This is a genomic window from Bacteroidota bacterium (assembly GCA_016722565.1).
GTDB lineage: Bacteria > Bacteroidota > Bacteroidia > 2-12-FULL-35-15 > 2-12-FULL-35-15 > 2-12-FULL-35-15.
On sequence record JADKIU010000003.1, the window covers coordinates 344,371 to 361,758 of the forward strand.

The 17,388-nt window shown below is 37.3% G+C and carries 19 protein-coding genes; 10 read left to right on the forward strand and 9 right to left on the reverse strand.

The features are described 5' to 3' along the window. Positions 1–50: 50 nt before the first annotated feature. Entirely contained in the window at positions 51–1,052 is a 1,002-nt protein-coding gene (locus IPP64_12600) for a nitronate monooxygenase (GenBank protein MBL0330227.1), read from the reverse strand. Positions 1,053–1,132: 80 nt separating this feature from the next. Between IPP64_12600 and IPP64_12605 the strand changes: the two genes are divergently transcribed. The 3 genes from IPP64_12605 to IPP64_12615 are packed head-to-tail and all read left to right on the forward strand — an operon-like array spanning position 1,133 to position 4,862. After that, on the forward strand, positions 1,133–1,492 hold the full coding sequence (locus tag IPP64_12605) for an AMP-binding protein (protein MBL0330228.1): 360 nt from the start codon (positions 1,133–1,135) through the stop codon (positions 1,490–1,492). Beyond that, positions 1,477–2,901 (forward strand): AMP-binding protein, encoded by a 1,425-nt coding sequence (locus IPP64_12610; GenBank protein MBL0330229.1) that lies wholly within the window; start codon positions 1,477–1,479, stop codon positions 2,899–2,901. The genes IPP64_12605 and IPP64_12610 overlap by 16 nt, the downstream gene beginning before the upstream one ends. 8 nt (positions 2,902–2,909) lie before the next feature. After that, positions 2,910–4,862 carry a tetratricopeptide repeat protein gene (locus tag IPP64_12615; protein ID MBL0330230.1) on the forward strand — a complete coding sequence of 651 codons (1,953 nt, stop codon included), beginning with the start codon at positions 2,910–2,912 and terminating at the stop codon, positions 4,860–4,862. A 7-nt stretch (positions 4,863–4,869) separates the two neighbouring features. Here the strand turns inward: IPP64_12615 and IPP64_12620 are convergent, their stop codons facing one another. Beyond that, positions 4,870–5,502 carry a DsbA family protein gene (locus IPP64_12620; protein MBL0330231.1) on the reverse strand — a complete coding sequence of 211 codons (633 nt, stop codon included), beginning with the start codon at positions 5,500–5,502 and terminating at the stop codon, positions 4,870–4,872. Then, positions 5,492–6,115 (reverse strand): trimeric intracellular cation channel family protein, encoded by a 624-nt coding sequence (locus tag IPP64_12625; protein ID MBL0330232.1) that lies wholly within the window; start codon positions 6,113–6,115, stop codon positions 5,492–5,494. The genes IPP64_12620 and IPP64_12625 overlap by 11 nt, the downstream gene beginning before the upstream one ends. A gap of 110 nt (positions 6,116–6,225) precedes the next feature. Between IPP64_12625 and IPP64_12630 the strand changes: the two genes are divergently transcribed. The 6 genes from IPP64_12630 (at position 6,226) to IPP64_12655 (ending at position 13,294) form a co-directional block, all read left to right on the forward strand. After that, positions 6,226–6,678 carry a winged helix-turn-helix transcriptional regulator gene (locus IPP64_12630; protein ID MBL0330233.1) on the forward strand — a complete coding sequence of 151 codons (453 nt, stop codon included), beginning with the start codon at positions 6,226–6,228 and terminating at the stop codon, positions 6,676–6,678. A 4-nt stretch (positions 6,679–6,682) separates the two neighbouring features. After that, entirely contained in the window at positions 6,683–9,058 is a 2,376-nt protein-coding gene (locus IPP64_12635) for a 3-hydroxyacyl-CoA dehydrogenase/enoyl-CoA hydratase family protein (GenBank protein MBL0330234.1), read from the forward strand. A gap of 75 nt (positions 9,059–9,133) precedes the next feature. After that, positions 9,134–10,309: an acetyl-CoA C-acyltransferase gene (locus IPP64_12640; protein ID MBL0330235.1), complete on the forward strand. Its 1,176-nt coding sequence runs from the start codon at positions 9,134–9,136 to the stop codon at positions 10,307–10,309. A gap of 84 nt (positions 10,310–10,393) precedes the next feature. After that, complete coding sequence (locus IPP64_12645; protein MBL0330236.1) at positions 10,394–12,166, forward strand: acyl-CoA dehydrogenase family protein; 1,773 nt, start codon at positions 10,394–10,396, stop codon at positions 12,164–12,166. A 77-nt stretch (positions 12,167–12,243) separates the two neighbouring features. Next, positions 12,244–12,687, forward strand: coding sequence for a methylated-DNA--[protein]-cysteine S-methyltransferase (locus IPP64_12650; GenBank protein ID MBL0330237.1), 444 nt, complete (start codon positions 12,244–12,246; stop codon positions 12,685–12,687). Between the two features lie 55 nt (positions 12,688–12,742). Then, the gene (locus IPP64_12655) at positions 12,743–13,294 is read left to right on the forward strand and encodes a methyltransferase domain-containing protein (GenBank protein MBL0330238.1); all 552 of its coding nucleotides are present in this window, start codon (positions 12,743–12,745) and stop codon (positions 13,292–13,294) included. Here IPP64_12655 and IPP64_12660 read toward each other — a convergent pair. Further along, positions 13,291–13,770: a hypothetical protein gene (locus tag IPP64_12660; protein ID MBL0330239.1), complete on the reverse strand. Its 480-nt coding sequence runs from the start codon at positions 13,768–13,770 to the stop codon at positions 13,291–13,293. The genes IPP64_12655 and IPP64_12660 overlap by 4 nt on opposite strands. 45 nt (positions 13,771–13,815) lie before the next feature. Here IPP64_12660 and IPP64_12665 point away from each other — a divergent pair, with 45 nt between their 5' ends. After that, positions 13,816–14,424, forward strand: a complete 609-nt coding sequence (locus IPP64_12665) for an FMN-binding negative transcriptional regulator (protein ID MBL0330240.1) — start codon at positions 13,816–13,818, stop codon at positions 14,422–14,424. Between the two features lie 2 nt (positions 14,425–14,426). On the opposite strand, the gene IPP64_12670 is transcribed toward IPP64_12665, so the two are convergent. Genes IPP64_12670 through IPP64_12690 form a run of 5 tightly spaced genes read right to left on the reverse strand, consistent with a single transcriptional unit; the run spans position 14,427 to position 17,237 of the window. Next, positions 14,427–14,654 (reverse strand): (4Fe-4S)-binding protein, encoded by a 228-nt coding sequence (locus IPP64_12670; protein ID MBL0330241.1) that lies wholly within the window; start codon positions 14,652–14,654, stop codon positions 14,427–14,429. 11 nt (positions 14,655–14,665) lie between these two features. Further along, complete coding sequence (locus IPP64_12675; GenBank protein MBL0330242.1) at positions 14,666–14,947, reverse strand: N-acetyltransferase; 282 nt, start codon at positions 14,945–14,947, stop codon at positions 14,666–14,668. A gap of 6 nt (positions 14,948–14,953) precedes the next feature. Beyond that, entirely contained in the window at positions 14,954–15,511 is a 558-nt protein-coding gene (locus IPP64_12680; GenBank protein MBL0330243.1) for an NAD(P)H-dependent oxidoreductase, read from the reverse strand. A gap of 8 nt (positions 15,512–15,519) precedes the next feature. After that, positions 15,520–16,539 carry an aminotransferase class I/II-fold pyridoxal phosphate-dependent enzyme gene (locus tag IPP64_12685; protein ID MBL0330244.1) on the reverse strand — a complete coding sequence of 340 codons (1,020 nt, stop codon included), beginning with the start codon at positions 16,537–16,539 and terminating at the stop codon, positions 15,520–15,522. Positions 16,540–16,595: 56 nt separating this feature from the next. Beyond that, positions 16,596–17,237, reverse strand: coding sequence for an O-methyltransferase (locus tag IPP64_12690; protein ID MBL0330245.1), 642 nt, complete (start codon positions 17,235–17,237; stop codon positions 16,596–16,598). Between the last annotated feature and the right edge of the window lie 151 nt (positions 17,238–17,388).

Sequence of the window (17,388 nt, forward strand, 5' to 3'; positions counted from 1 at the left end):
ATGAAATTTGGCTTGATTTGAATATTTGGTCATGCTACTGAAGCGGAAAGCTATTGGGATAAATCAGCAACTTTACGGAAAGCCTCCATTGCTTCTTGTTTCATCCTTTTAATAATTTCCCCACATGGCAAAATATCATTGATCAACTCTACACTTTGCCCGGCACACCACAAGGTTTGGTAATTTCCCGGTTTAACGGATTGTTCCAGTTTTTTCATGCCACTAATCTGAACCCACATCTTAAAGTACTTTTTGGTTCTGGAGTTATTCGACAATAATTTCTCAAACCAATTTTGTTTGTATCCTATCTTTTTAGCAAAAGGTGTATTAATGATAGTACAAGGTGTACCTGATATTTTTTCAGTCAACACAATATCTGTCATCTTAGAACTCACCACCGCATTTTTATAGTCTTGACTCACCCCAGCCTCAGTGCTGGCAATAAAACGCGTTCCAACAGAAACACCAGCAGCACCAATTGCGAGCATCGACACCACTCCTGCTCCATCTGCAATTCCTCCGGCAGCAATCACCGGAATATTCGGGAACTTCCGCTGTAAAGCAGGAACAATAATTTGCAGGGGATTTGGACCCGCATGTCCACCTGCACCTTGTCCAACAGCAATAAAACCATCACAACCTAAATCCGCACACTTTTGAGCATGCTCCAAATTGGTTACGTCACAAAACACTTTCGCCCCGTAACTATGCGCTTGCTCAATCACTTGTTTCGGACTACCAAGAGAGGTAATATAAAAAGGAACTTTCTTGGCAACACATATTTTCAAGTGTTTTTCGTACAACGGATTTGTTTTTTGAACGATTAAATTCACCCCATAGGTTCCTTTTACTACTAATCCTGCTTTTGCATTATTCAAATGCTCCAACACCTGCTCCAATTCTCCTTCGTTCCTGTAGTTGAGCGTAGGAAAGGCTGCAGCAATCCCACCCTTCATTCCTTCCACAATCATAGCTTCATTGCTTACTAAAAACATGGGAGCCATAATCATTGGAAAATCAATTGAAAGTAATTGCGTGAGTTTCGTTTGCATTTGAATCTATTTTATATTGATTAATCGACAAAAAATTATATTTTTGGAGAAACAAAATTAGTCAATTAAAACTTCCAAATATGGCAATTACTCGAATATTTGATATCCTACCCCAACTTAAGGAGAAATACAACAAACCCAATGCGTTGGCAGCGAAAGAAAATGGGAAATGGAGAACCTATTCCACTCAGGAATTTATTGATTATGTTAACAATCTTAGCTATGGCTTGTATAATTTAGGACTGGAACGTGAAGATAAAATTGCCATCATTGCAAATAACCGTCCCGAATGGAATTTTGCAGATTTTGCCATTCAGCAATCCGGAGCAGTAAGTGTGCCTATCTATCCGACCATCAGTGAACATGATTTAACATTCATTTTAAATGATGCAAAATTAAATATGTTTTTGTTTCGAATGCAGAGATGGTTGCAAAAGTAAAAGCAGCATCTTCAAACGTACCTTCGATTAAAGGAGTGTATGCCTTCGATAAAGTAGATGGAGCAAAAAGCTGGATGGAATTAGTGAATGATGGAAAACAAAATCCAAAAGTAAACGAAATTGAAGCCATCAAAAACAGCATTCAACCGAACGACCTTTTTTCAATTTTATATACTTCCGGAACAACCGGAAATCCGAAAGGTGTAATGCTTTCCCACAACAATTTAATTAGTAATTCTATTGCTTGCCAAGTACTTGCTCCATTTGAGCATACTTGGATTGGATTGAGCTTTCTTCCTTTAAATCACGTTTACGAACGCATGTTGAGCACCCTCTACTTTTACCTAGGTGTATCGGTGTATTATGCAGAAAGCATAGAAACAATTGGCGACAATTTAAAAGAAGTAAAGCCGCAAATATTCGGAACGGTTCCACGCTTATTGGAAAAAGTATATGATAAAATTGTTGCCAAAGGCGAAGAACAAACAGGAATCAAAAAGAAGTTGTTTTTCTGGGCGCTTGATTTAGGCTTGCGTTATGAACTGAATGGTGCAAACGGATGGTGGTATGAGTTCCAATTAAAAATTGCCAACAAACTTATTTTCTCTAAATGGAGAGAAGCGTTGGGTGGAAATGTAGTTGCTGTTGCTTCCGGTGGAGCGGCCCTTCAACCACGTTTAGCACGGGTATTTCAAGCGGCACGCATTATTGTTCTAGAAGGCTATGGATTAACTGAAACCTCTCCTGTTATTGCCGTAAATAATTTTTTGCCAAATGGTATCAAGTTCGGAACGGTAGGACCATTAATTGATAAAGTTTCTGTGAAGATAGCCGAAGATGGAGAAATTTTAGTAAAAGGACCGAACGTGATGTTGGGTTATTATAATCGTCCAGATGCAACAGCGGAAGTAATGGACAGCGAAGGCTGGTTTCATACCGGTGACATCGGAATATTTGAAGAGAATCGCTTCTTAAAAATTACTGATCGTAAAAAAGAAATTTTTAAAACCTCTGGTGGTAAATACATTGCTCCGGTAATGATTGAAAACAAACTCAAAGAATCGCCATTTATTGAACAAGTAATGGTTATTGGAGAAAATCAAAAATTTGCATCCGCATTGATTGTTCCTGCATTTATTTTCTTAAAAGAATATTGCAAACGCAAAGAAATTGAGTTTACCAGCAATGAAGAGGTTATTAAAAATCCAATCATCATTGCACGCATCAACAAAGAAGTTGAAAAAACGAATGCCACCTTGGCGCAATACGAAAAAATTAAACGACCTGCATTGCTTTCTCGTGAATGGAGTATCGATAAAAACGAAATGACTCCCAAACTTTCATTAAAACGAAAAGTTATTATGGCAGCCAATAAAGAAATAATCGAAAGTATTTACGCAGCAGAATAGATGAGCATATGTCTACCAAAAAGAATCACAAGCACAAACCACACGAAACAAAAGCGAAAGAGCAATCTCCTTCGTTTTCAATTGATAAAAAATTAGTTCTTAAACTTTCTTTGGTTCTTGCACTCGTTGCATTTCTGCTGTATTCGAATACACTCAAGCATCAATTTGTATTGGACGACTATTCTGTCATCAAAGAAAATCAATTAACAAAAGGCGGAACGGCTTCTCTGAAAGAAATTTTTTCGAGCAGCTATCGAGAAGGATATGGTAATAACGAAAACAATCTTTATCGTCCTCTTTCAAAAGCAATGTTTGCGATTGAATGGCAAATCTCTCCCGACAATGCTCATTTTCACCATTTGATAAATGTTTTGATGTACGCATTGGTTTGTGTACTTCTATTTATCGTTTTGCTGCGCTATACAAAATTCAACATCTATTTATTGTTTCTCACCGTACTCATTTTTGCCGCCCATCCAATTCATACTGAAGTAGTGGCAAATATTAAAAGTCGGGATGAAATCTCCAGCATGCTCTTTATCTTATTATCCTTGCTATGCATTCACAAATACCTTTCAACCAACAAAATTTTAATGTTGATTGGAACATTGATTTGTTTCTTTCTGGCTCTTCTATCAAAGGAATCTGCAATTGTTTATGTGGCATTGGCACCGTTGTTTATTTATTTTTTTACAAACACATCTTTCAAAAACAACATCAAAATAACGGGAGCGCTTACTATTGTTGCAATAGTATACATGATGCTTCATGTTAAAATCATTGGAAGTATTGGCATTGATAACATTCCGGTAATCGACAATTCATTGCTTTACACCACCAATGTGTTTTATCAAAAAGCAACGGCAATCTTGATTATGGGAAAATACTTTTTATTGATGTTATTCCCTCATCCATTGTCATGTGATTATTCTTTTGACACCATTCCGTTAGTTACATCCTTTGCAAACATTGGATTTTTGTTGGCATTATTTTTTCATGTATTCTTATTGTATTATGCCATCAAAAAAATAAAAGAAAAACACTTACTCTCATTTCTTATTTTATTTTATTTAGTAAGTATGGCGTTGGCATCAAACATATTCATGCTGATTGGAACGCACTTAGCAGAGCGTTTATTATTCTTCCCTTCTGTCGCTTTTTGTCTTGCTGCAGTTTATTTCTTGAGTAGATTATTTAAAATGGACATGGCTGATCATTCAGCAAAATTAAATTCGCTATTCAAAGTGAACACCACATTACTCGCAATTGTTGGAGTGGTGATGGTTTTGTATTCAGCAAAAACATATTCCCGCAATAAAGATTGGAAATCAGACACCACCTTATTTGGTCGCGATTTAGAAACCGTTCCGAATAGTGCTCACATGCTCTTTTATTATGCAAACAACTTAGCAAACAAGGATTCATTAAATGCAGTTAAAAATCCGATTGAGCGTGAGCAACGTTTAATAAAAGCACAAAAGAGTATCACGAAAGCACTCCAACTATATGAATTGTTTCCTGATGCACACAATGTAGCCGGAAGAGTTTACTACGAACAAAAAAATTACGAAGCAGCATTTAAAAGTTACAGCAGAGCTTTAGAAATGAATCCCGGAAAGGGAATGTATCACAACAATGCAGGAACCTGTTTATTCTCTGTTGGAAAATTTGATGAAGCAGCAAGAGCATTTGAGAAAGCGGTTCAAATCGACAAATACGATGTGGATGCACAATGTAATTTAGGAAGTGCATATGGAGCAATGGGTGAATCTTATAAGAATCAAAAAGATATGGCCAATGCCAATAAGATGTTTCTGATTGCGATTGAACATTTTAAAAAGGCAACAGAGATCGATCCGAATTATAAGTCGGCATACCAATTTATTGGAATCACCTACAATAATATTGGCGATACAGCAAATGGAGATATTTGGCTAAAGAAAGCTGCGAGAATAAAGTAACAGCTACTTACTTTTCTGCAAGAATCTTCTCAATTACATTGCTCAAATTCTCGTAATCAACATATCCTTTTGCGATAAGGTAAAACTGATTGTCTTTCACCAATATCACGGCAGGAAATCCCGTAATGCCCCACTCCTGAATCATTTTAAAAAGGTTGGTGGTTTCCATTCTGAATTCGTCCGAGTTCAACTTTTGCAAAAATGAATCGGGATCAATTCCATAAGGCTTGATGAGCTCCGTATAAACAGCATCCTCTTGCAAATCATGCCCATCAATGTATTGTGCTTTTTGAACAGAAGAAGCGAAAGCAATGGCATCCTTTTGATTAAACGATTTAAAAACCTCTAAAGCAATGCATGGTTTTAAAGAAGATTGATACAATGATTTATCCCTTAATTTAGATAAATAAGGTTCTCCGAATTTCACACCGGTCATTTCTTCTAAGCGCGGCAATGCTTTCAAAATATAATCGGCAAAATCACCAATTAACCCTTCCCTGGAACCAACCACCATTCCACCGCTGATAATTTCAAAATCCATTTTTTCAGAATAGGCTTTCTCGATTTTTTGAATCACGGGAGAAAAGCCATAACACCAACCACACAAAGGATCGTAGATATAAATTATTTTAGATTTCATTCTTTTCTTTAATAAACTTCGGTAAACTTAAATTTTTCTTCACCGCAACAATGCGGATTCCTATAATTAACAATGCTGCCAACAAAAAGTTCATATTCCGCTCACAACCAATATAATCAAGTGTTAAATAAGCAATTGCTCCAAACAAACAAGCGGTGGCATATATTTCTTTTTTAAAAATAATCGGAATTTCATTTGTTAATACATCGCGAATCACACCACCCATAACTGCGGAAAACATTCCCATAATGGCCGCAATAACAGGATGAACGCCCAAACTCATGGCCTTTTCAGTTCCTACAATTGTAAACATAGCGATACCAATGGTATCAAATAAAAAGAAGGTCCTGCGCAATTTGATGAGGACTTTAAAGAAAACACTTGCCAGCACCACCCCAATCATAATGGCATATACAAAATTGAGGTCGTTGACCCAAACCAAGGGATAACTGCCTAGAAGAATATCGCGCAAACTACCTCCACCGATGGCGGTGATAAAGCCAATAAACCCTGCTCCAAACCAATCGGGTTGAGCCTTGTCGTTAGCCGCCAATGCCCCTGAAATGGCAAAAAAGCCTGTTCCTAAAACCTCTAAATAATACTGTGTTTGCATCGTTGAATTATGTGCAAAGTTAGTCAAGAATATAGATATGACGAAAATCAATGAAAAATACTTGATATTATGCTTGCATAATAAATAAAAATTATTATGTTTGCATAACAATGTCGAAAAAGCATACAGAAACCGTTGATTCAAAATTAAAATCTGCCTGGCAGATTATTTCCCGCATGTACAATGCAGAGGCAGCCCAATATGGCGGCAGTATTGCCATTGGTCATTTTTTATTGAATATAGACAGTGATGAAGGAGCGTATGCTTCTGACATCGCTCCCAAACTGGGAATGGAGAGTACCTCCCTCTCTCGTATCATCAAAGCACTGGAAGACGAGAAACTCATTATTCGTAAAGCCGATAAAGAAGATAAACGTAAGGTTAAACTTATCTTAACACAAAAGGGGAAAGAAAATAAAGAACTTGCAAAAAAGATTGTCCGCAATTTCAATGCGGAAATAGAAAACAAAATCGGTAAGAACAAAATCGATGAATTTTTGAAAACAGTGAATGACATTATTTCATTGGCTGAAGAAAAAAACAGAACGTTAAAACTTGGTTAACATTATGAATAGAACAATTAAAAAAGTAGCCATTCTTGGTTCGGGTGTAATGGGAAGCAGAATTGCTTGTCATTTTGCAAACATTGGTGTAGAGGTAATTCTATTGGACATTGTGCCCAAAGATGCAACTGCCGATAAAAAGTCTAGAAACAAAATTGTGGACGATGCATTGGCGTTTGCATTAAAATCAAACCCATCACCGATTTATCGCAAAGCATTTGCAAAGCGTATCACAACCGGCAACTTTGATGATAACATGAAAGATATCGCTACTTGCGATTGGATCATTGAAGTGGTGATTGAACGATTAGATATTAAAAAGCAAGTTTTTGATAATGTAGAAAAGTTTCGAAAACCAGGAACATTAATTACATCGAACACTTCCGGTATTCCTATTCATCTAATGAATGAAGGTAGAAGTGAAGATTTTCAAAAACACTTTTGTGGCTCTCACTTTTTTAACCCTCCACGCTATTTAAGATTGTTGGAAATTATTCCTACACCAAAAACTTCACCTGAAGTAGTTGACTTTTTAATGAAGTATGGAGAATTGTATTTAGGAAAAACTACCGTTTTATGTAAAGATACTCCTGCCTTCATCGCCAACAGAATTGGCGTTTACGGAATCATGAGTTTGTTTCACACAGTTGAAAAAATGGGGTTAACCATTGATGAAGTAGATAAATTAACAGGACCGGTTTTAGGCCGACCGAAATCTGCAACCTTCCGTACGTGTGATGTTGTAGGATTAGACACCTTGGTGCACGTTGCCAATGGAGTTGCTGCCAGCTGCCCAAAAGACGAATCCATTGATGTTTTCAAAATCCCTGGTTATGTTTCTAAAATGGTAGAAAATAAATGGCTAGGAAGCAAAACCGAACAAGGGTTTTTCAAAAAAGTAAAAGGTGCCGGTGGAAAATCAGAAATCCATTCCTTGGATTTAAAAACATTGGAATACAAACCATCCGTTAAAGCAAAATTTGCAACCTTAGAAGCAACAAAAACTATCGAAAATCTGCGTGATCGAATGAAAGTATTGTTGGCAGGAAAAGATAAAGCAGGAGATTTTTATCGTACTTCTTTTTATGGATTGTTTGCTTATGTTAGTAACCGTATCCCGGAAATCACAGATGAACTTTATAAAATTGATGCGGCCATGAATGCCGGTTTCGCTTGGGAACTTGGACCATTTGAAGCATGGGACGCACTTGGAGTTGCAGAAACAGTGAAAGCGATGGAAGCTGCAGGAAACAAACCGGCACAATGGATTTACGATATGCTTTCTTCCGGAGCAACTGCTTTTTATAAAGTAGAAAACGGAAGTAAAAAATATTACGACATTCCATCCAAATCTTTTAAAGTAATTCCGGGAACTGAATCATTTATCATCCTAGATAACATTCGTTCCAACAAAACAGTTTGGAAAAACAGTGGTGCCACCTTAACCGACATCGGAGATGGAATTGTGAATTTAGAGTGGAATACAAAAATGAACTCTATTGGTGCTGAAGTAATTGAAGGCATCAACAAATCTATAGAAATCGCTGAAAAAGATTTTAGAGGATTGGTGATCTCGAATGAAGGAGCAAATTTTTCGGCAGGAGCGAATGTGGGAATGATCTTCATGATGGCGGTTGAACAAGAATACGATGAATTAAACTTCGCAATCAAAACATTCCAGAACACCATGATGCGAGTTCGTTACTCTTCAATTCCAGTTGTTGTGGCTCCCCACAATTTAGCATTAGGTGGTGCATGTGAAATGAGTATGCACTCCGACAGAGTTGTCGCGCATGCTGAAACCTATATGGGATTAGTTGAATTTGGAGTTGGCTTAATCCCAGGTGGTGGTGGAACGAAAGAATTCGCAGTTCGTTTATCAGATGAATTACAAGATGGAGATATTGAATTAAATAATTTCCGCGATCGTTTCTTAACCATCGGACAAGCAAAAGTTGGAACATCCGCTTATGAAGCATTCGACTTGGGATATTTAAGAAAAGGAAAAGATGTAGTTGTGATTTCTCGCAACCGCGTTTTATCAGAAGCAAAATTAAATTGTATTGAAATCGCGGAAGCAGGTTATACAAAACCGGCTGCACGAAAAGATATTCGTGTATTAGGAAAACAAGCATTGGGATTAGCTTACTTGGGTGCAAACTCGATGCAAGTTGGAAATTACATTAGCGAGCACGATGTGAAAATCTCTCAAAAATTAGCTTACGTTTTATGTGGTGGTGATTTATCGTCTCCAACATTGGTAAGCGAACAATATTTATTGGATTTGGAACGTGAGGCATTTTTATCGCTTTGCGGAGAAAGAAAAACATTGGAACGCTTACAGTCAATTATCACTGGAGGAAAAATATTACGTAATTAGATATTAGATGTTGGATATTGGACTCAACACAGAAAATCCAAAATCCCAAAATCTAAAATCCAAAATCTTTAAAATATGAACGCATATATTGTAGCTGGTTTTAGAACCGCAGTAGGAAAAGCAAACAGAGGTGGATTTAGATTCACCCGTCCGGATGACTTAGCATCTGATGTCATCAAACATCTAATGGCAAGCGTTCCAAACATTGCCCATGATCAAGTAGATGATTTAATTGTTGGGAATGCAATGCCTGAAGCAGAGCAAGGATTGAACATGGCGAGATTAATTTCGCTGATGGCATTCAATACAGATAAAGTTGCAGGGATGACCGTGAACAGATATTGTGCTTCCGGTTTAGAAACAATTGCAATTGCTGCAGCAAAAATTCATGCAGGCATGGCAGATTGTATTGTTGCAGGTGGAGCAGAAAGCATGAGTTTAATTCCTATGGGTGGCTGGAGAATCGTTCCCCACGCTGGTGTTGCACTCGCACATCCTGATCATTATTGGGGAATGGGATTGACAGCTGAAGCGGTTGCGAATGAATATAAAATTAGCCGTGAAGACCAAGATGCATTTGCTTTCAACTCTCATATGAAAGCGATGAAAGCCATCAAAGATGGTAAATTCAAAGGTGAAATTGTTCCAATCAAAGTTTCTGAAACGTATGTTGATGAAAACGAAAAAAAGAAAACAAGAGATTTTATTGTTGATACAGATGAAGGTCCACGTGCCGACACTACCCTTGAAGCATTGGCAAAGTTAAAACCAGTGTTTGATGCCAAAGGAAGTGTGACTGCAGGAAATTCTTCACAAACAAGTGACGGAGCAGCATTCGTAATGATTGTGAGCGAGAAGTTTTTAAAAGAAAACAATTTAAAACCAATTGCACGCATGGTGAGTTTTGCTGCGGCAGGTGTTCCTCCAAGAATCATGGGAATCGGTCCAGTTGCAGCTATTCCGAAAGCGTTGAAATTAGCTGGAATGAATTTAGGTCAAATTGATTTAATTGAATTGAATGAGGCATTTGCTTCTCAGTCATTAGCTGTTTGCAGAGAATTGGACATCAACCAAGACATTGTGAATGTGAATGGCGGAGCAATTTCACTCGGACATCCACTGGGTTGTTCCGGAGCAAAATTATCGGTTCAATTATTCTCAGAATTAAAACGTCAAAATAAAAAATACGGAATTGTCAGCATGTGCGTTGGTACAGGCCAAGGCGCTGCTGGAATTTTCGAAATGCTTTAACAAAGTGACTAGGTGACTAGGTAACTAAGTAACTAAGTAACTAGGTAAAATAAAAAGAACATTAACATTTAAAATCATAAAACTATGTCATTAAAAGGCGGAGAATTCCTAATAAAAGAAACAGAAGCAAAAGATGTTTTTATTCCTGAAGAATGGAACGAAGAACAATTGATGATTGCTCAAACATGTCACGATTTTTTAGCTCAAAACGTTTGGGATAAATTGGATCGTATTGATGCGCAAGAAGAAGGATTAATGGTTGACTTGCTAAACAAAGCAGGAGAACTTGGTTTGTTGGGAATTTCTGTCCCTGAAGAATATGGTGGATTCGGAAAAGATTTTACTACTTCGATGTTGGCAACAGAAATTTTGGGTGCTGGCCATTCATTTGCTGTGGCGATTTCAGCCCACACAGGAATTGGAACACTACCAATTTTATATTATGGCACAAAAGAACAAAAAGCGAAATACATTCCAAAGTTGGCAAGTGGTGAGTGGAAATCAGCATATTGTTTAACAGAACCAAGTGCAGGTTCTGATGCTAATTCAGGAAAAACAAATGCAAAACTTTCTGCTGATGGGAAACATTATATTTTGAACGGACAAAAGATGTGGATTACCAATGGTGGATTTGCAGACATCTACACTGTTTTTGCAAAAATTGATGACGATGAAAACTTATCAGCGTTTATCGTAGAAAAAACTTTTGGTGGAATTTCATTAAACCCGGAAGAACACAAAATGGGAATTAAAGGAAGTTCAACGCGACAAGTATTCTTTAACGATTGCAAAGTTCCGGTTGAAAATTTATTGTCGGACAGACAAAATGGATTTAAGATTGCCGTAAACATTTTGAATCTTGGTCGTGTGAAACTTGCAGGTGCAGCCATTGGTGGAAGTAAAGAAACAAATACAAAATCTATTCAATATGCAAACGAGCGTAATCAATTCGGCAGACCGATTGCGAAATACGGAGCTATTCGTCATAAATTAGCAGAACAAGCGATTCGAATTTATGCTGGGGAGTCTGCAATCTATCGTGCAAGTCAGAATATTGAAGATGCAACAAAAGCTTTGATTGCTGGCGGAATGGATGAAGCAAAAGCAAAACTAAAAGGCGTTGAACAATTTGCTGTGGAAGCGGCCATCGTAAAAGTGCATGGATCAGAAGTATTGGATTATGTGGTAGATGAAGGTGTTCAAATTTACGGAGGGATGGGATACAGCGCAGAAGCTCCAATGGACAGAGCCTATCGTGATGCACGTATCAACCGTATTTTCGAAGGAACAAATGAAATCAACAGAATGTTAACGGTTGATATGATGTTGAAGCGTGCCATGAAAGGCGAATTGGATTTGATGGGACCCGCACAAGCAGTTGCTGCAGAGTTGATGGGCATACCTGATTTCTCTACTTCAGAAACAACAACGTTCTCAAACGAGAAAAAATATGTAACCGGATTTAAAAAATCGGTTTTGATGGTGGCTGGTGCTGCTGTTCAGAAATTAATGATGCAGCTTGGAAAAGAGCAGGAAATTTTGATGAACATAGCCGACATGATTATTGAAACCTATGTTTGTGAATCAGTGTTATTACGTGTAGAAAAGTTGGTAAGCATTAAAGGAGAAGACGCTTGCAAAGTTCAACTGGACATGATGCGTGTTTACATCAACGATGCTGCGGACAGAATTCATAAATCAGGGAAAGAAGCCATCAACACCTTTGCAACAGGCGATGAACAGCGCGCGATGCTAATGGGTTTAAAACGTTTTACAAAAACAGAACCTTTAAATACAACGGAGGCAAGAAGAAATGTTTCAGCTAAATTGATTGCTGAGAATAAATATTGTTTTTAAAATTTAGCATTGCTAAGAAACATAGAACCTATAGGAAACTATAGGTTTTTTGTTTTATATGGTTTAATTTTGACAGCATGGAACTCCATACCGCATATTACTCCTCTCCTATCGGCACTCTTGAGATAAAAGGGAACGAAGCCGGATTGCAAAGTTTGTTGTTTTTGGACGAACCCGTTGAGGCTACCGAAAAAGTTCACGAATCGATAAAAGAAGTAACCTATCAGTTGGACGAATATTTTATCGAATTTCAAAAAAAAGTGTGGAAAGAACTTCAGGAAATTCCATTTGGTAAAACCTGGTCGTATTTGGATATTGCTTTAAAATTAGGAGATGAAAATGCAACGAGGGCGGTTGGTAGTGCCAACGGGAAAAACCCCGTTGCCATTATTGTTCCTTGCCACCGTGTGATTGGTAGCTCGGGCAAACTCACCGGCTATGCAGGAGGATTGTGGCGCAAAGAATGGCTTCTCAAGCACGAGCAAGGTGTAATCTTTGGCAAACAAACTGAACTCTTTTAAATTTCATATTCCAGTTATTTATTGCTTAATTTGTAGTACTAATACAATTGCGCGCGTGAGCAAGAAAGACTTTTTTTCGGAATTCCTAAAACAAGGCAAAAACATTGGGTCTGTTACTCCCAGCTCAAAATTTTTGGTAAAAAAAATGGTGGATCCGATCCAATTCAAAAATGTAAAATGCATTGTTGAACTTGGACCTGGTACCGGTATCATCACGCATGAAATTTTAAAAAACATGCCCCAAGATGCAATTCTTTTGGCTTTTGAAATCAACAAGGAATTTTGTGACATCTTGAATCAGATTGATGATTCGCGATTAAAAGTTATCAGCGACTCTGCAGAAAAATTAGAAGAATACTTACAGAAATACAATGTAGAAAAAGTAGATTACGTAGTGTCATCACTTCCACTTTTCATGATTCCCAACACAGTGGTAGACGCCATTCTGGAAGTTGTATTAAAAGTATTGAAGAAAGACGGAGCATTTATCCAATATCAATATTCTTTAAATGCCTATAAACGTTTTAAAAACACATTTAAAAATGTGGCTTTAAATTTCACACCTATGAATATTCCTCCTGCTTTTATATTCACCTGCACCATTTAGGGAGCATTGATGGTTTCCAATTCTTCAAACGATTCAACAATCAACTGCTTTTTCTTTCTACCCACCCGATAATAAACAATTGCACCCTGAGTAAAATCTGCGATGGGAACAACCAGATTCATCGGTGGACTACCTGGTCGACCGCCTCCTCTGTTTTTCATAGAAGCAAAATGAATTTGAAAAACACCTTTCCCTTTAAGTTGATTCGAACAAACCACGGGATTTCCCGGAGCCAGAACCGTTGCATCGGCAAGTTTAAATACCGTAAACGCAATTGCTTTTTGCGTATAGACATTAACAACCGAATCGATGGTAAATGTGCATTTTTTCGATTTTTTCAATTCCAGCACATGGTTGGTCGTGGATGTTGGAGATGCACCCGCATTAATTGTTTGTTTGGTGGCTTTCTGAAGTTTCAACTCTTGCGCAAACGAAACAGTAGAAATAAAAATCAATCCCAAAAATAATTTATTCATTTTATTCAAATTTATCAATTGAGTAAATTTAGTTATTTTTATAGTATGTATATACCACCTTATTATAAAGAATCGGATGAGCAGAAACTGATTGCATTTATGCAAACTTATAATTTTGCTACACTTATAAGCACGAACAATGCCAATATTTTAGCAACACATTTACCTTTTGTAATTGAGAAAAGAGGAGAACAACTCTTTTTAGTTTGCCATATGGCGAAAGCGAATCCACAGTGGGAATCCTTTACAGAAAATGAGGTTCTTGTCATCTTCCAAGGACCGCATGCGTATATTTCGCCTTCAAACTATGAGAAACAACAAAATGTCCCAACGTGGAATTACATTGCCGTTCATGCAACAGGCAAAGCAAAAATCGTATCAAACCCGTCAGAAGTGATGGCATTGATGGAAAAAACGATTCATCAGTTCGAACAAAAATTTTATGAGCAATGGAAAACCTTATCTCCTGATTATATCAATGGAATGTTAAAAGCAATTGTCGCTTTTGAAATTGAAGTGACGAAACTCGAAGGAAAATTCAAACTAAGCCAGAACAAAACAAAAAACGAACAACAAAACATCGTCCATTCATTAGAACAAAGTGAGGATACGACTCAAAAAGAGATCTCTAAGGAGATGAAGAAAAAACTATAACGTTATTTATAGTTTTTATGGTAGCTCAACGCACCTGATGGGCAGCAATCAATCTGTTGCATTATTTTTTCTGACGTAGCGCCATCTATTTTCACCCAAGGCTTTTCAGTTGGCTTAAAAACATCGCCTAAACCTTTCCAACAATTTTTAGAATGGGTACATTTATGTGGTTGCCAAGCAACAGTTAGGTCGTTATTCTTGTAGTGAATGGTAACTTCTTTATTTTCCATCGTTCTTAAATTTAAAATAAAACATCGTTGTATTCGGGTACTTTATCAAAAATGGCTTTTGCAAAAGGGCAAAGTGGCAAAATTTTAATTTTATGTTCTCGTGCAAAGTTAACAGCTTTAGCTACGAGTTGTTTACCCACTCCTTTTCCTGACAAAACAGGATTGACTTCCGTGTGAGAAATAATCATTTTGTCTGCTCCCGCCATCGAATACTCTAATTTTGCCAGCACTTCATTATTTTCTTCAACAGAAAATAAACCTTTATTTGGTTCATGTATATGTTTGATATCCATCTGCTGTTATTTCATTTTATTAAATGCTTCTGTAAACCAAAGTAGTTCTTTCAAAAATCCGGCAGCACGTTTATCTGTTGTTTCTGTATGAATTGCATTTCCTTTCTCGTCAAAATTATCTTGAACCAGTGGTACAGGGAACGTAGCAGAAACAGGAACAGCTCTAATCTTCAACAAAACGGATTGCAAGAGCGCCAATGCATTTAGTCCTGCAAAATTTCCGGAAGAGACACTAGCCAATCCGATTGGTTTATGATACCATTCGTTATACAGTAAATCGATTGCATTCTTCAAACTAGCAGGGTATCCACCATTGTATTCCGGGAAAACCATAATCACGGCATCAGCCTTCATTATTTTTTCAGAAAACAATTTAGATGCTGCATCGGCATCAGCCGTTTTTGAAAGTCGCTCCTCCAACACCGGAAAATTAAATTCTTTCAAATCTAAAATTTCGGAGGTCGCAAGTTTATTTTCTTTAATGTATTTGTCAAAGTACAATGCAACATTGTGACTTTGCCGATCGATTCTTACGCTACCTGAAATTATTGCGATGTGGTACATATTTAAAATTATTTAATTGATTTTAAAACCGTTTCTGTTTTTGCCAACATTTCATCCGTAAAATCCAAATGGGTTACGAATCGGATGGCCTGTTTCCCAAAGCCGACAGCTTTGATGTGATGATCAGCGAGCTTCTGAAGAAAGGCCTCAGGATTTACAGTAGCTTTTAGATTAAAGATAATGATATTTGTATCAACAGGCAATACCGTATCTATATAATCTAAAGAAGCCATCGTACTTGCCAATTGTTTTGCTCGTGCATGATCTTCTTTCAAGCGCGTCACATGATGCTCCAAGGCATAAATTCCTGCCGCTGCCAAATAACCTGCCTGGCGCATACCACCACCAAATACTTTTCTAACTCTTCGTGCTTTACGGATAAATTCTTTTTCTCCTAATAGTATTGAACCCACCGGAGCGCCTAAGCCTTTTGAAAGGCAAATAGATATAGAATCGAAACAATTTCCGATTTGAGAAGTAGTATAACCGGCTTCAACAATTGCATTAAAAATACGAGCGCCATCCAGGTGATACTTTAAATTATTTTTTTTACAAACTTCGGATAGTTCCTGCATTTGTTGCAAAGAATAACAGCTTCCACCTGCTCTGTTTGCGGTATTTTCTATACAGACTAAACTGGTTTGTGTTAACCAATCGTAGGTAGGATTAATACTTTCCTGCACCTGTTGCGCAGAGATTCTGCCTCGGTCGCCTTGAATTAATTTTGCCTGTGCACCCGAATTAGAAGCAATACCTCCACCTTCATAATTATAAATATGAGCGGTTGTATCACACAGCACTTCATCACCGGGTTGTGTATGCACTTTTATTGCAATCTGATTGGTCATTGTACCAGAAGGACAAAATACAGCGGCTTCTTTTCCGAACATTTTTGCCGCTTTTTGCTCCAAGGCAATAACTGTTGGTTCTTCACCAAACACATCATCTCCAACTTCAGCATTAAACATGGCATCCAACATTTGTTTTGATGGTTTTGTAACCGTATCGCTTCTTAAATCTATTATCATGGAAATTATATTTTGTATTCATCTCCCTCTCTTTGAGAAGAGAGCGAAGTGTGGTGTTATTTTTTTCTGGCAATCATTAAACCATCGCGCACCGGTAACAACATGTGTTCAACACGCGGATCGTTGTGAATTTTTTTATTGTAGTCGTGGATGGCTTTTGTATCGGCATCCATTTTATTTTCTGCATCTAATACTTTCCCACTCCACAATACATTATCAGCAATTATATAACCACCTGTCCTTACTTTATCGAAAATCAAATCGTAATAAGCAGCATAATTTTTTTTATCGGCATCAATAAAAACCAAATCAAACGTTTCATTGATAGTAGGGATAATCGTTAAGGCATTCCCTAAATAATAATTCACACTATTGGTTAAGCCGGCTTCATCAAAAAAGGAACGCACCATCTTTTCTAATTCCTCATTTACATCTATAGTGTGAAGTTTTCCGTTTTCTTGCAATCCTTGTGCTAAGCAAATACCTGAATAGCCGGTATAAGTACCAATTTCCAATATTTGTTTTGGTTGGATCATTTTGCTCAACATTGTCAATAAATTCCCTTGCATGTGGCCCGACAACATTCTTGGCATCATCACTTTTGCATGCGTTTCTCTATTCAACTTTTTAAGCACATCGGATTCATCCTGAGACAGCTCTAAAGCATAATTTTCTATTTTTTCGTCTATAAATTCCATTCTTATCTCAATTTGTATCACGAATGTACACAATAATGTGGTGTTCTAAAAAAAAACCTAAAAATCGAAAACAACACAGATATATCTAAGGATTCGGAGGTGTTTTTGAATTTTAAAATCAGCCTTTTCAACGATGCGATGTTTATAAGTT